General features: G+C 58.2%; 10 protein-coding genes and 3 tRNA genes. 3 read left to right on the top strand and 10 right to left on the bottom strand.

Translation table 11 applies throughout. The features are described 5' to 3' along the window. The first annotated feature begins 145 nt into the window (after positions 1-145). Together ACA041_RS08230 and ACA041_RS08225 are read left to right on the top strand one after the other, a co-directional pair. Positions 146-1,276, top strand: coding sequence for a nitrilase-related carbon-nitrogen hydrolase (locus ACA041_RS08230; protein ID WP_497440659.1), 1,131 nt, complete (start codon positions 146-148; stop codon positions 1,274-1,276). 3 nt (positions 1,277-1,279) lie between these two features. Continuing rightward, complete coding sequence (locus tag ACA041_RS08225) at positions 1,280-2,320, top strand: AraC family transcriptional regulator (protein ID WP_497440658.1); 1,041 nt, start codon at positions 1,280-1,282, stop codon at positions 2,318-2,320. Positions 2,321-2,664: 344 nt separating this feature from the next. Here the strand turns inward: ACA041_RS08225 and ACA041_RS08220 are convergent, their stop codons facing one another. The 10 genes from ACA041_RS08220 to ACA041_RS08175 form a co-directional block, all read right to left on the bottom strand. Further along, on the bottom strand, positions 2,665-3,513 hold the full coding sequence (locus ACA041_RS08220; protein WP_497440657.1) for a DUF2242 domain-containing protein: 849 nt from the start codon (positions 3,511-3,513) through the stop codon (positions 2,665-2,667). Between the two features lie 215 nt (positions 3,514-3,728). Continuing rightward, positions 3,729-5,600: a SurA N-terminal domain-containing protein gene (locus ACA041_RS08215; protein ID WP_497440656.1), complete on the bottom strand. Its 1,872-nt coding sequence runs from the start codon at positions 5,598-5,600 to the stop codon at positions 3,729-3,731. A 234-nt stretch (positions 5,601-5,834) separates the two neighbouring features. After that, entirely contained in the window at positions 5,835-6,107 is a 273-nt protein-coding gene (locus ACA041_RS08210) for an HU family DNA-binding protein (RefSeq protein ID WP_002552737.1), read from the bottom strand. A 149-nt stretch (positions 6,108-6,256) separates the two neighbouring features. Further along, the gene (gene lon, locus ACA041_RS08205) at positions 6,257-8,653 is read right to left on the bottom strand and encodes an endopeptidase La (RefSeq protein WP_497440655.1); all 2,397 of its coding nucleotides are present in this window, start codon (positions 8,651-8,653) and stop codon (positions 6,257-6,259) included. A gap of 175 nt (positions 8,654-8,828) precedes the next feature. Next, complete coding sequence (gene clpX / locus ACA041_RS08200) at positions 8,829-10,112, bottom strand: ATP-dependent Clp protease ATP-binding subunit ClpX (protein WP_145318649.1); 1,284 nt, start codon at positions 10,110-10,112, stop codon at positions 8,829-8,831. 112 nt (positions 10,113-10,224) lie between these two features. Next, on the bottom strand, positions 10,225-10,860 hold the full coding sequence (clpP, locus tag ACA041_RS08195) for an ATP-dependent Clp endopeptidase proteolytic subunit ClpP (RefSeq protein ID WP_219097672.1): 636 nt from the start codon (positions 10,858-10,860) through the stop codon (positions 10,225-10,227). Positions 10,861-10,952: 92 nt separating this feature from the next. Beyond that, positions 10,953-12,263, bottom strand: a complete 1,311-nt coding sequence (tig, locus tag ACA041_RS08190; protein WP_497440654.1) for a trigger factor — start codon at positions 12,261-12,263, stop codon at positions 10,953-10,955. Positions 12,264-12,663: 400 nt separating this feature from the next. Further along, positions 12,664-12,748 (bottom strand) — tRNA-Leu (locus tag ACA041_RS08185). 56 nt (positions 12,749-12,804) lie between these two features. Then, positions 12,805-12,880, bottom strand: a tRNA-His gene (locus ACA041_RS08180). 40 nt (positions 12,881-12,920) lie between these two features. Then, positions 12,921-12,997 (bottom strand) — tRNA-Arg (locus ACA041_RS08175). A 279-nt stretch (positions 12,998-13,276) separates the two neighbouring features. Between ACA041_RS08175 and folD the strand changes: the two genes are divergently transcribed. Then, positions 13,277-14,131, top strand: a complete 855-nt coding sequence (gene folD, locus ACA041_RS08170) for a bifunctional methylenetetrahydrofolate dehydrogenase/methenyltetrahydrofolate cyclohydrolase FolD (protein WP_497440653.1) — start codon at positions 13,277-13,279, stop codon at positions 14,129-14,131. The last annotated feature ends 497 nt before the right edge of the window (positions 14,132-14,628 follow it).

The raw sequence follows: 14,628 nt of genomic DNA, 5'->3' as shown, positions 1-14,628 counted from the left end.
GCCACAGACTATGGGCACTGCGCCGGTCGCTCAATGACCGTAACTGACAACTTATTGATCCAAATGCGCAGCGCCCCTTGGCAAGCGCCGGCATGGGCCCTACCCTAGTCAGTGAACCCTGCACACGGCCGCTGACTGTTTCCCCATGCGCAAACTTTTGTATTTGACCTTCTCCATGGCATTGATTGCCGCCCTGACGACCTACGCAATGTGGGCCGCGGATCGTCCGGTGGGTCATTACCTGTCGGACCTGCGTATCGATGTCGCCGTCGATCAGGGCACCCCTGCCGATCGCGGCAACCTGCTGGGCATCCAGCCCGAACTGTTTCCCACCGACTACCAAAGCTCCGAGCGCTTGCACCGCAAGCTCGCAGCCTATCTGCAGAAAGCCCGGGACCAGGGCCTGCTGAATGAAAAAACCATCGTCGTACTGCCCGAACATATCGGCACCTGGCTGATGGTCAGCGGCGAGAAAGACGAGCTGTACCAGGCCGCCACGCTCAAGGAAGCCATGAACTGGCTGGCGGCGAGCAATCCGTTGAAGTTTGTCCGTGCCCTGATCGGTGCCAGGGGCGACAGTCGTCTGGACGACGCGCACCTGCGCATGAAAGCCAAAGGCATGGCCAAGGACTACCAGGCATTGTTCGGGGGGCTGGCAAAAGAATTCAACGTGACCCTGGTGGCGGGCTCCATCGTGTTGCCCGAGCCCGGCATCATCGACGGCAGGCTGAAAATCGGCGGCGGTGCGCTGTACAACAGCAGCGTGGTGTTCGGCCGTGACGGCCTGCCGATCGGCCAGCCCCAGCGCCAGCTCCATCCGGTCTTCGAGGAACACGACGTCATCGCCGCCAATGGCGAGCGTACGCTCAGCGTCGTCGATACCCCGGCCGGACGCCTGGGGGTGCTGATCGGCAGCGACAGCTGGTACCCGGACAACTACCGCAAGCTGGACGATCAGGGCGCGAAGTTCGTCGCTGTGCCGGCCTTCGTGACCGGGCACGGCACCTGGGATAAACCGTGGCGCGGCTACAAAGGCCTGGCGACGCCCGGCTCCGTCAGCCTCAAGGCCGGGGAACTCAGCGAAGGCCAGGCCTGGCACCACCTGACATTGACCGCGCAACCGCCCAGCAGCCAGGCGATCGCCGGCATGAGCGTGTTCCTGCGCGGTCAGTTCTGGGACAAGGGCAGCGCCGGGCAGAGTTTTCTCAGCAGCAACGGCCAGCATTTCGCCGACGGTAATGCCCGTGGCGCGCGATTGCTCAACCTCTGGTTGTAACCCATGAAACCCTTGCCGATGCGCCTGGGCGATCTGTCGGTGGGCTTTGTGCACAGCCTGGCCGACGCCGTGCGCAGCCACGCTGCCGACCCTCTGCCGCTGCTTGAGCAATACGGCCTCGACGCGGCCCGCCTCAGCGAAGCCGGCGCCCGACTCTCGATCCCGCGCTACATGCGTCTGGGCCACAGCGCCATTCAACTGACCGGCGACCCGGCATTGGGTTTGCGCATGGGCCAGCTCAGTCGCCTGAGCCAGGCCGGCCTGGCCGGGGTGACCGCGGCCCAGGCGCCGACGGTGCGCGAAGCGGCGCGCTGCCTGATCCGTTTCGAAGCCTTGTACGGCTCCAATTATCGCGGCCAATCGAGCTTTCACGAGGACGCTCAGGGCGCCTGGCTGCGCTTTTATTCCATCAGCCCCTATAACGCCTACAACCGCTTCGTGGTGGATTCGATCATCGCCGGCTGGTTGCAGCAACTGTCCAGCGTCAGCCCTGCCCCGCTCAGCGCCGAACGCATCGAGATCGAGTTTGAAGCGCCGGATTATCGTGAGGCGTATGTCGTGCTGGGCGATTGCCCGATCCAGTTCGGTGCCGAACACAATCAACTGCGCCTGAGCCTGGCCAGCCTCGCCCAGCGCAATCCGCTGCACTGCCCGAGCACCTGGCGACACCTGCTGCAACTGTGCGAACGGGAACTGGAGCAATTGACACGCACCCGCAGCCTGCGTGAACGCATCACTCAGTTGCTGGGGCCGTTGCTCAATGGTGGCCGGGAACCGGACCTGGAAGAAGTGGCGGCACGCCTGAAGCTGCCGACCTGGACCTTGCGCCGCAAACTGGCCGAGGAAGGCACGCAATTTCGCGCGATTCTTAACGACACGCGCCGCGACCTGGCCATGACCTATATCCGCGATACCGAACTGGCGTTCGGAGAAATCGCCTACTTGCTGGGTTTTGCTTCAGCCGAAGCCTTTCAACGAGCCTTCAAACGCTGGAATGGCCAGACCCCCGGCGAGTTTCGCCGCAGCCATCGCCAATCCGCCTGAAGCCTACAGCTCGGTAGCGTCTTCGGCGGGTTCCAGCGGGTCGAGTTCGAATGCCTGATACTCGAGCAGTTCTTCTTGATAATCGTCCATTTTGATTCCCCCACGGTTCGTATGAAAAAAATGCCTGAATAAGTGACCTGCGCCTTGAGCATAAAGTGCCCGTATGAAAGAAAAATGACGCAGGCGAGACGCTACGCGGCTACTTGATAAAACGTAGCAGGCGATCAGGAATTTATCCTGGGATTTTTTCGACACTGGCCGCAGAACTGTGACCAGGAGTGACGCGGATCAATGGTGAAGGCGTTTGCGGGATCGGTGCACTGTGGCCCGACCCCGTCGCATTATTACTGGGCGGTAACCGGCATGGCCGGAATCGGCTCGGTCGGTGGCGGCAGGCTGGAGTCCGCTGGCGGGGTGACCGTTTCGGTGGAGCTGGCCGGTTCGCTGTTCTCGGCCGGAGTGATCGGTGCCGTTTCAGGCGGCGGTGCGACTGGCTCCGAGGCAGCAGGTTGCTGTTCAGGCTGCTGTAATGGTTCCTGGGCCGGAGCAGGAGCAGGCTCCGCGGCCGGTGCAGGCGTCGGCGCCAATTGAGCCGGGGCGGCCTTGGCTTCAGGCATGCCCAGGTCGGTTTTCGGCTTTTCGCTGATGTGGGCAGCCTTCTTCGCTTCCGGCGGCAGGAACACCTCCACCAGGGCAAAGAAACGTTCGTAGAACTTGGCCGAGGATACGGTTTCGCTGGCAACCTTGACCATCGAGTCGTCGGACGAGCCGATCGGCATCGAGACCGAGCCCAATACACCCACGCCGAGGCTGGCGGAGTTGTTGGTCTTCTTCAGCGCATAGCGGTCCTGCAAGGCGTTGGCGAACATGGTCGCATGATGCCCCTCGCTGCCGTCATCAGCGCAGACCACACTGAAGCTGATCTCCATGTGGGTATCGCCGGTCTGCTGAAAGCTCTTGTGGCCACTGACCAGTTTCGGGTCGTTGCTGGTGATGATATAGCCCTGGCTGAGCAACGCCCGACGGGCGGCTTCGCAGGTTTGCGCATCGGTCACCGGGTAATTGCGGGAAAAGGTACCGGAGTCATCGAAGTTCTCATGCTCATAGATGGCGGCCTTTTTCGACGAGCAGCCGGCAGCGGCAGCCAATACCAGAGCCAGCCCGACGATCTGCATGGGAATTGATTTGATCATTGAACATCCTGAAGAAAACGGTCCGGGGCGTATTGTGCAACAGATCGATGCTTAGCGTCGCACCGATTGGTGTCTTAAAACAGTTACACGACTAGTGACCGTTTATGGGCAGGAACGTTACTCGACGATTGCAGCGTTCCGATGGGCAGGGCTAATAAAAAAACCCCCGGCCTTTGGGCCGGGGGTCTTTATTTAGCGCAAACCTCAATCAGGCATCAGAACCGCTCGATGTCCGCTTCGGCTTCCAGTTGCTTGCGGTAGGCCGAAAAGTCTTGCTGGCCAATGCGCGAGGCGAGGAAGCGACGGTATTGAGCCTTCTCTTCATCGGTCGGTGCCGCCGCTTCGTTGACGCCGTTCAGGCGCACGATCACCAGGCTGCCATCGGCCAGGGTCACGCTGCTGAAGGTCGGTTTGTCCTTCGCGGCAGGTTTGGGCATGCGGAACAGCGCTTGCAGCACTGTCGGGTCGATCCCTTCCTGGGCGCGAGTCGCCGCGGCGGTGACTTTCCAGTCCTGGCCATCGATGGCCTGGTCCAGCGGGGTCTTGCCGTCGCGCAGGCTGGTGATCAGCTGATCAGCCTTGGTCTTGGCGGCAGCACTGGCGTGCTCCTTGGTCAATTGCCCACGGATCGCGGCCGACACGGCTTCGAGCGGCAGTTGCGCAGGCTTGAGGTGCTCCTTGGCGCGCAGCACGATCACGGTTTCCGGATCGAGTTCGATGGCGGTGCTGTTGGCACCCTCATCCAGCACTTCAGGACTGAATGCCGCGGTGATCACGGCACGGTTGGCCGCCACCCCTTCGCCACCTTCACGGCCGAACGGCTTGGAGGTGTGAACGGTCAGCTTCAAGTCTTGCGCCGGCTGGGCCAGATCGGAGGCTTCGAACGCCGAGTCTTCCAGTTGCTTGGTGGCCTCGACGAAACGCTGCTCGACCTGCTGGGTCTTCAGTTCGCGGGTCAGCTTGTCTTTCAGGCTGGCGAACGTCGGCACTTCAGGCGCTTCGACACCCAACAGCTTGATCAGGTGGAAACCGTAGTCGGTGCGAACCGGCGGCGAAACCTGGTCCTTGGTCAACACATACAGTGCTGTTTCGAACGCTGGATCGTAAACGCCAGGGCCGGCGAAACCGAGGTCACCGCCATTGCTGGCCGAACCCGGGTCCTGGGAAAATTCCTTGGCCAGCGCCTCGAAACTCTCGCCCTTGGCCAGACGTGCCTGGACCTCTTCGATCTTCGCCTTGGCTTGCGCTTCGGTCACCTTGTCGTTCACTTCGATCAGAATGTGCGCGGCCCGACGCTGTTCGGACAGGTTCGCGATTTCTTTCTGATACGCCGATTGCAGGTCTTCGTCCTTGACGCTGACCTGATCAAAGAAGGAAGACTTCTTCAATTCGAGGTAATCGATGACCACCTGATCCGGCGTCATGAATTCCTTGGCGTGTTCGTCGTAGTAGGCCTTGACCTCTTCGTCGGTCAGCTTCACAGCTGCCGGGTCGGCCTTGACGTTCAGGGCAGCGAAATCGCGGGTCTGTTTTTCCAGACGGGCGAAGGCCAGCACTTGGGCATCGGTGACAAAACCACTGCCTGCCAGACCGGCGCGCAGCTGGCCGATCAGCATTTCCTGGGCCAGCATCTGGCGGAATTGCATGCGGCTGTAGCCAAGCTGGCGAATGACCTGGTCGAAACGCTCGGCGCTGAACTTGCCGTCCACCTGGAATTCAGGCGTTTGCAGGATCACCTGGTCCAACGCGGCTTCGGAAAAGGCAAAGTCGGATTTTTCTGCGCCTTGCAGCAGCAGTTTGCGATCGATCAGGCCTTTGAGGGCCGAATCGCGCAGCATTTTCTCGTCGAGCAAGGAAGCATCGAAGTCCTTGCCCAGCTGTTGCATGAGCTGACGGCGTTGCATATCGACCGCCTGGCTCAGCTCGGCCTGACTGATTTCTTCACCATTGACCTTGGCCGCGTTCTGGCTATTGGTCGTCGCCTGGAAAATGGCCTCGACACCGGTAAACGCCATCAATACAACGATGATCCCGATGATGGTCTTGGCAATCCAGCCTTGTGAATTGTCCCTGATATTCTGCAGCATGCGTCCCCCAGAAACGGTTGAACTTCAAAATTAGGCAACCGTGGAGCGTGGGTAGAATCCGGATAGAAGAAAGGCGCATCCGAGGATGCGCCTTCTCGTAACTGGCGGAGCAGATCGAGGGCTCGAACGTGCGACCCTCGGTGTCTCAGGCCTGGCACCTTGCCAGCTGGACTACCGCTCCGCTGCCAGGTCAGGCATGACCCCGACCCGGATAGGCAAAAACCTGAATCGAACTTAGTTGACAGCTTCTTTCAGTGCTTTGCCGGCTTTGAAACCTGGTTTTTTGGCGGCTGCGATTTCCAGCGTCTTACCGGTCTGTGGGTTACGACCGATGCGAGCTGGACGATCGGTGACGGAGAACGTACCGAAACCTACCAGAACAACAGAGTCGCCGGCCTTGAGAGCGCCAGTGACGGATTCGATTACAGCGTCCAGCGCACGGCCAGCAGCAGCTTTCGGGATATCAGCGGATGCAGCGATAGCATCAATCAGTTCCGACTTGTTCACTCTAAGTCCCCTTATATCTATTTGAGTATGATTCTAAGTTTTTTGGTGAAAGCAAAAAAACGAGTGCTGAATGGCCTACAGACACTTAAGAGCCGCTTTATAACAAGGGCTCTAAAAAGCTGTCAACAAGCCCCCCAGGCAAATGCGTACTAATGCGTGCTAATTCTTTCCTTAGAGTCAGACTCGCGTTTTTCATCCTTTGCAACTATCTCCGGAGCCACATCAGGCAAGGGCTCCGGCGCGTATTGCAGCGCAATTTGCAGGACCTCGTCAATCCATTTAACCGGTTTGATCTGAAGATCTGCTTTGATATTGTCAGGAATTTCCTTCAGATCACGTACGTTCTCTTCAGGAATGATCACCGTCTTGATTCCGCCACGGTGAGCCGCGAGCAGTTTTTCTTTCAGACCGCCAATCGCCAGTACCTGACCACGCAGGGTGATTTCACCCGTCATGGCGACATCGGCGCGTACCGGAATCCCGGTCAATGCCGACACCAGGGCCGTGCACATGCCTACACCGGCGCTAGGGCCGTCTTTCGGGGTTGCCCCTTCTGGCATATGGATATGGGTGTCGCGCTTCTCGTGGAAGTCCAGGGGAATCCCCAGGCTCTTCGCGCGGCTGCGGACCACGGTCAGGGCAGCGGTGATCGATTCGACCATCACGTCACCCAGGGAACCGGTCTTGATCAGCTGGCCTTTACCCGGAACGACAGCGGCTTCGATGGTCAGCAATTCGCCGCCCACCTGGGTCCACGCCAGACCGGTGACCTGACCGATCTGATCCTGGGATTCGGCCAGGCCGTAGCGGAATTTACGCACACCGAGGAAGTGTTCCAGCATGTCGGCCGTGACCTTCACCGAGAAGCGTTTTTCCATCGCGTGCTCTTTGACCGCCTTGCGGCAAACCTTGGCAATCTGGCGCTCCAGCCCCCGTACACCGGCTTCGCGGGTGTAGTAGCGGATGATGTCGCGGATCGCTTCGGCGTCGAATTCCAGCTCGCCCTTCTTCAAGCCGTTGGCCGTGATCTGCTTGGGCGAAAGGTATTTGACGGCGATGTTGATCTTCTCGTCTTCGGTGTAGCCCGGCAGACGAATCACTTCCATCCGGTCCAGCAGCGCCGGCGGGATGTTCATGGAGTTCGAGGTGCACAGGAACATCACGTCGGACAGGTCGTAGTCGACTTCCAGATAGTGATCGTTGAAGTTGTGATTCTGCTCGGGATCGAGCACTTCGAGCAACGCCGATGCCGGATCGCCACGCATGTCGCTGCCCATCTTGTCGATTTCATCGAGCAGGAACAGCGGGTTGCGCACGCCGACTTTCGTCATCTTTTGAATCAATCTTCCTGGCATCGAACCGATGTAAGTCCGGCGATGACCACGAATTTCCGCTTCGTCGCGTACACCGCCGAGGGCCATGCGCACGAACTTGCGGTTGGTGGCGTGGGCAATCGACTCCGCCAGCGAGGTTTTACCCACCCCTGGAGGACCGACCAGGCACAACACCGGACCGCGAATCTTCTTCACGCGCTTTTGCACGGCGAGGTATTCGAGGATCCGCTCTTTGACTTCTTCCAGACCATAGTGGTCGGCGTCGAGAATGTCTTCGGCACGCGCCAGGTCCAGACGCACCTTGCTTTGCGCCTTCCACGGCACCTGCACCAGCCAGTCGATGTAAGAACGCACAACGGTCGCTTCGGCGGACATGGGCGACATTTGTTTCAACTTGTTCAGCTCACCCTGGGCCTTGGCCAAGGCATCCTTGGGCAGACCGGCGGCATCGATGCGCTTTTTCAGCTCTTCGATTTCGTTGTGGCCTTCGTCGCTGTCGCCGAGCTCTTTCTGAATGGCCTTCATCTGCTCGTTCAGGTAGTACTCGCGCTGACTGCGCTCCATTTGTTTCTTGACGCGACCGCGAATGCGTTTTTCGACTTGCAGCAGATCGATCTCGGCGTCCAGCAACGCCAGGACGTGCTCGACCCGGGCCGACAAATCGATGATTTCGAGAATTTCCTGCTTCTGCTCGATCTTCAGGGCCATGTGTGCGGCCATGGTGTCGACCAGGCGGCCTGGCTCGTCGATGCTGTTGAGCGACGACAGGACTTCAGCCGGGACTTTCTTGCCCAGCTGCACATATTGTTCGAACTGAGCCAGCAAACTGCGGACGAAGACTTCCGACTCGCGCTCGGGCGCGTCGGTTTCGTCGATCAGCGAGACTTCGGCGCGGCAGTGGCCGTCCACTTCGCTGAAGCGCTCCACGGCGCCCCGCTGCTCACCTTCGACCAGAACCTTGACCGTGCCGTCAGGCAGCTTGAGCAACTGCAGAACGGTCGCAATCGTACCTACGCGATAGAGTGCATCTTCACCGGGATCGTCGTCAGCAGGGTTTCTCTGAGCCAGCAGAAGGATCTGCTTGTCGCCGGTCATCGCTGCCTCGAGGGCTTCGATGGATTTCTCGCGCCCCACGAACAGCGGGATAACCATGTGCGGATAAACCACAACATCACGCAATGGCAGGAGAGGCAATTCGATGGTCGTCTTCATGATTTCGCCTCTACGGCGGCCATAAGGCCGTAAACAGATGGAAGTAAGCTTGAAACCAAGATGGGGGCTGGTTTGGAAAAAAACAAGCGGATAAAAGAGCGGCTTTGCAGATTGCGGCCCGGCCACAATAGCAAAGGGGCCCGAAGGCCCCTTCTTTGTTGCAGCAGCGTGACGCTTAGGCGTCTGGCGCTGCCTTGGCAGCCGGCTCACTGTTTTCGTAGATATACAGTGGCTTGGACTTGCCTTCTATGACGCTTTCGTCGATCACCACTTTACTCACCTCGGACTGCGAGGGGATTTCGTACATGGTGTCGAGCAATACGCCTTCGAGAATCGAACGCAGCCCACGGGCACCGGTCTTGCGTTCCAGGGCACGTTTGGCGACCGATTTCAGCGCGTCGGCCCGGAATTCCAGGTCCACGCCTTCCATCTCGAACAACTTGGCATACTGCTTGGTCAACGCGTTTTTCGGCTCGGTGAGGATCTGCATCAACGCAGCCTCATCAAGCTCGTCCAGCGTGGCCAGGACCGGCAGACGACCGACGAATTCCGGGATCAGACCGAACTTGACCAGATCGTCAGGCTCGACTTCACGCAGGGACTCACCGACTTTCTTGCCTTCTTCCTTGCTGCGAACTTCCGCGCCGAAACCGATGCCGCCCTTGGTGGAACGGTTTTGAATAACCTTTTCCAGCCCGGAGAACGCACCACCGCAGATGAACAGGATGTTACGGGTGTCGACCTGAAGGAATTCCTGCTGCGGATGCTTGCGACCACCTTGGGGTGGAACGGAAGCGACCGTGCCTTCGATCAACTTGAGCAGGGCTTGCTGCACGCCTTCACCGGAAACGTCCCGGGTGATCGACGGGTTGTCAGACTTGCGCGAGATCTTGTCGATCTCATCGATGTAGACAATGCCCATCTGGGCTTTTTCCACGTCGTAATCGCACTTCTGCAGCAGCTTCTGAATGATGTTCTCGACGTCTTCACCCACGTAACCCGCCTCGGTGAGGGTGGTTGCGTCGGCGATGGTGAACGGAACGTTCAGCAAGCGGGCCAGTGTTTCGGCAAGCAGGGTCTTACCCGAGCCTGTCGGGCCGATCAGCAAGATGTTGCTCTTGCCGAGTTCGACGTCGTCATTCTTCTTGTCACGCTGGTTCAGGCGCTTGTAGTGGTTGTACACCGCTACGGCCAGAACCTTTTTCGCACGTTCCTGACCAATCACGTACTGATCAAGGATGCCGCTGATTTCTTTAGGCGAAGGCAATTTATGCGCGCTGCTCTCGGCCTGGGCTTCCTGCACCTCCTCACGGATGATGTCATTGCACAGGTCGACGCACTCGTCGCAAATGAAGACCGAGGGGCCGGCAATCAATTTGCGCACTTCATGCTGGCTTTTGCCACAGAAGGAGCAATAGAGCAATTTGCCGTTGTCCTCGCCGTTGCGGGTGTCAGTCATTCGATCGATCCAAATCCGATAGGCTTGCAACACAAGATGAAGGCTATTGCGGGCTTTTTCAAGCCCGCAGGTGATCAGACAAGCCGACCAGCCCTATTTTGAGGTGCTTAATTTAAGCGGGGCGCTGGTTGATCACTTCATCGATCAGCCCGTACTCACGGGCAGCTTCCGCACTCATGAAATTATCACGATTGGTATCGCGCTCGATTTCTTCAAGCGTGTGCCCGCTGTGCTTGGCCATCAGTGTGTTGAGACGCTCACGGATGAAGAGGATTTCCTTGGCATGGATTTCGATATCCGACGCCTGGCCCTGGAAACCGCCCAGTGGCTGGTGAATCATCACTCGCGAGTTCGGCAGGCAGTAACGCTTGCCGGGGGCACCGGCCGTCAGCAGGAATGCGCCCATGCTGCACGCCTGTCCGATACAGGTGGTCGACACGTTCGGCTTGATGAACTGCATGGTGTCGTAGATCGACATGCCTGCGGTCACCGAACCGCCCGGGGAGTTGATGTAGAGATGGATGTCCTTGTCCGGGTTTTCCGCTTCAAGGAACAGCAGCTGCGCACAAATCAGGTTGGCCATGTAGTCCTCTACCGGACCAACCAGAAAGATCACTCGCTCCTTGAGGAGACGCGAGTAGATGTCATAGGCGCGCTCGCCGCGAGCGGATTGCTCGACAACCATCGGGACCAGGCCGCCTGCGGCCTGGATATCAGAGTTCTGCTGAATATAAGAATTACGGAACATGCTCTGCAGTCGCTCCCAAATAGTTTTGTCTTGAATACGCATAAGCCAGCTCGAGAGCTGGCTTATGGTGTGTACTTCTAACGCAAAATCAATCAGTCGGCTTGTGGAGCTTCTACCGGCTTGACCGCTTCTTCGTAAGAGACCGATTTATCGGTCACGCTAGCTTTCTGCAGAACAGTATCCACAACTTGTTCTTCCAGCACAACCGAACGAACTTCGTTCAGTTGCTGGTCGTTCTTATAGTACCAGGACACAACCTGCTCAGGCTCCTGGTAGGCCGAAGCCATTTCCTGGATCATTTCGCGAACGCGGGCTTCGTCGGGCTTGAGGTCGAATTGCTTGACCACTTCAGCCACGATCAGGCCCAGGACTACGCGGCGCTTGGCTTGTTCTTCGAACAGCTCGGCCGGCAGTTGGTCAGGCTTGATGTTGCCGCCGAACTGTTGAACGGCCTGCACGCGCAGACGGTCGACTTCGTTGGACAGCAGCGCCTTTGGCACTTCGATCGGGTTGGTCTCGAGCAGACCGTCCATGACCTGGTTCTTGACCTTGGACTTGATCGCCTGACGCAGTTCGCGCTCCATGTTCTTGCGAACTTCGGTGCGGAAGCCTTCCAGGCCGGTTTCCTTGATGCCGAATTGAGCGAAGAACTCTTCGTTCAGCTCAGGCAGTTTCGGCTCGGAAATAGTGTTCACGGTCACGGTGAACTCAGCGGCTTTGCCAGCCAGCTCGAGGTTCTGATAGTCCTCGGGGAAGGTCAGGTTCAGCACGCGCTCTTCGCCGGCTTTGGCGCCAACCAGGCCGTCTTCGAAACCAGGGATCATGCGGCCGGAACCCAGTACCAGCTGAGTACCCTTGGCGGAACCGCCGGCGAACACTTCACCGTCGACCTTGCCGACGAAATCGATGTTCAGCTGGTCTTCGTTCTGAGCGGCGCGATCGGCCACTTCGAAACGGGTGTTCTGCTTGCGCAGCACTTCCAGCATCTTGTCCAGGTCGGCGTCGGCCACGTCAGCGCTCAGGCGCTCGACATTGATACCTTCGAAACCGGCAACGGTGAACTCAGGGAACACTTCGAAAACCGCGACGTATTCCAGGTCCTTGCCCGCTTCGATCGACTTTGGCTCGATCGAAGGCGCGCCGGCCGGGTTCAGCTTTTGCTCGACAACCGCTTCGTAGAACGAAGACTGGATCACGTCGCCTACCGCTTCCTGGCGCGCATCAGCACCGAAACGACGCTTGATTTCGCTCATCGGCACTTTGCCTGGACGGAAACCAGCGATCTTGGCCTTTTGGGCAGTCTGCTGCAGACGCTTGTTGACCTGAGTCTCGATGCGCTCAGCCGGCACGGTGATGCTCATGCGGCGCTCAAGAGCAGAAGTATTTTCAACAGAAACTTGCATGGATATTCCTCGTTGCACAGACGTTAGCCGGCCGTTTCCGACCCCAGAATCAAGGGCATGCATTCTAGTGGGTCATACTCAAGAAGTCACCCTACTGAAAACGGGTAAAAAAGCAGCAGGCAATTTATAGGCGGGGACAAACGGTTATGCCTCGCCCTGTTAGCAAATACACTCAATCAAGCCAAGGCTCTGCACCAGTCCTTCTATATATAGGAAGAAGCGGCCATATCCCCCTGACGGCGGGCGAATCAGCATCATCGAGAAACAAAAATGCGACGAGCCGACCTGCCCTCTCAACCCGGAACCCGCGGTTGCCTTGAAATTTCCGACTTCTGAAACAAAAACGGCGCAGCCCTTTTCAGGTGCTGCGCCGTTTTCTGCTATTAAATAGCGACTTGTATGGTGCGGACGGAGAGACTCGAACTCTCACACCTTGCGGCGCTGGAACCTAAATCCAGTGTGTCTACCAATTCCACCACATCCGCGTATCAAGCTTTTAAAGCAAAGGCGCCAGACTGTTAATCTGGCGCCTTTCTAAATATGGGGTGGACGAAGGGGATCGAACCCTCGACAACGGGAGTCACAATCCCGTGCTCTACCAACTGAGCTACGCCCACCATATTGCCATGTTGCGTTACTTGTGCCAAAGCTGCCTAATGGCGCACCCGGCAGGACTCGAACCTGCGACCATCCGCTTAGAAGGCGGATGCTCTATCCAGCTGAGCTACGGGCGCCTTATTAATCTGTATTCTTGGACGATTACAAACTAAGTGCTTTCAGTCTCGCCGAATCAAACATCAACTCCGCTCAACCTTCTTAACCAGTGCTAGGCTGTGCCCGACAAGTGCGACGAATGTTATAGGTGACCCTGAAGGTCGTCAACTCTTTTTTGAAAAAAATTCATTTAATTAAAGGGGTTAGGGGAATTTGCAGACCAAGCGCCTTTGCCCTCACCGCGTGACATGCGAGAATGCGCTCTCTTTTTTTCACCTCTCGATGGTTAATCACGCGCAATGACTGCACAACTAATCGACGGCAAATCGATCGCCGCCAGCCTGCGCCAGCAGATCGCCAAACGCGTCACCGAGCGTCGCCAGCAAGGCCTGCGCACGCCCGGCCTCGCGGTGATCCTGGTCGGCAGCGATCCTGCCTCTCAGGTTTATGTCTCGCACAAGCGTAAAGACTGTGAAGAGGTCGGCTTCCTTTCGCAAGCCTATGACCTGCCTTCCGAAACCACTCAAGAAGCACTGACCGATCTGATCGATCGCCTGAACGATGACCCGGCTATCGACGGCGTTCTGCTGCAGCTTCCTCTACCTGAACACCTGGACGCCTCCAGATTGCTGGAGCGCATTCGTCCGGATAAAGACGTCGACGGTTTCCACCCTTATAACGTCGGTCGCCTGGCCCAGCGCATTCCGCTGCTGCGCCCCTGCACGCCCAAAGGCATCATGACGCTGCTGGAAAGCACCGGTGCCGATCTTTACGGGATGGACGCGGTGATTGTCGGCGCTTCCAACATCGTAGGCCGCCCGATGGCGATGGAATTGTTGCTGGCCGGCTGCACCGTGACCGTCACTCACCGCTTCACCAAGGACCTGGCAGGCCACGTCGGTCGTGCCGACCTGGTCGTGGTCGCCGCCGGCAAGCCGGGGCTGGTCCGGGGTGAGTGGATCAAGGAAGGCGCGATCGTGATCGACGTCGGCATCAATCGCCAGGAAGACGGCAAGCTGGTCGGTGACGTGATCTACGATACCGCCCTGCCCCGGGCTGGCTGGATCACGCCGGTTCCCGGTGGCGTTGGCCCGATGACCCGTGCCTGCCTGCTGGAAAATACCTTGTATGCAGCGGAGACGCTGCACGGCTGATGCCGGTTACAGGTGTCACGGCCTCTTCGCGGGCAAGTCGGGTCGCCGTATCGCTCGCTCCGACAGGGGTTTTGTGTTGGGCACGATATTTGTGCACGGCCGCGATTCCTGTGGAGCGAGCCTGCTCGCGAAGGCGGATTGACCGACGGCATTGATGTCGACTGACACGCCCTCTTCGCGAGCAGGCCGCTCCCACAGTTCGGTTTGCATACGGATCAGAGAGCAAGAAACGGATAGGTACCCCGCCCTCTCGCCGTAACAGAAACAAAGGCATGTCCTCCTCCCCGTTACTGCAAAAAACCGCACACACAATCAACAATTCCAGCCCGCCATTCATCTCCTGAAGCGAACAGCATCAAGCCCAATGGCAGGGTTCTTTTCGCCCACGAAAAAAACCTCGACCACCCGCCGGAAATTAGCTTTTTTTCATGTTTCCAAGGACTTTGCCCCCATCCTTGAACAACCATCGACAGTTATTCAGCCATACTCCAGAATAC

It is taken from the genome of Pseudomonas sp. LBUM1676 (assembly GCF_059695605.1).
This window is presented reverse-complemented; position numbering and strand designations above follow the sequence as displayed.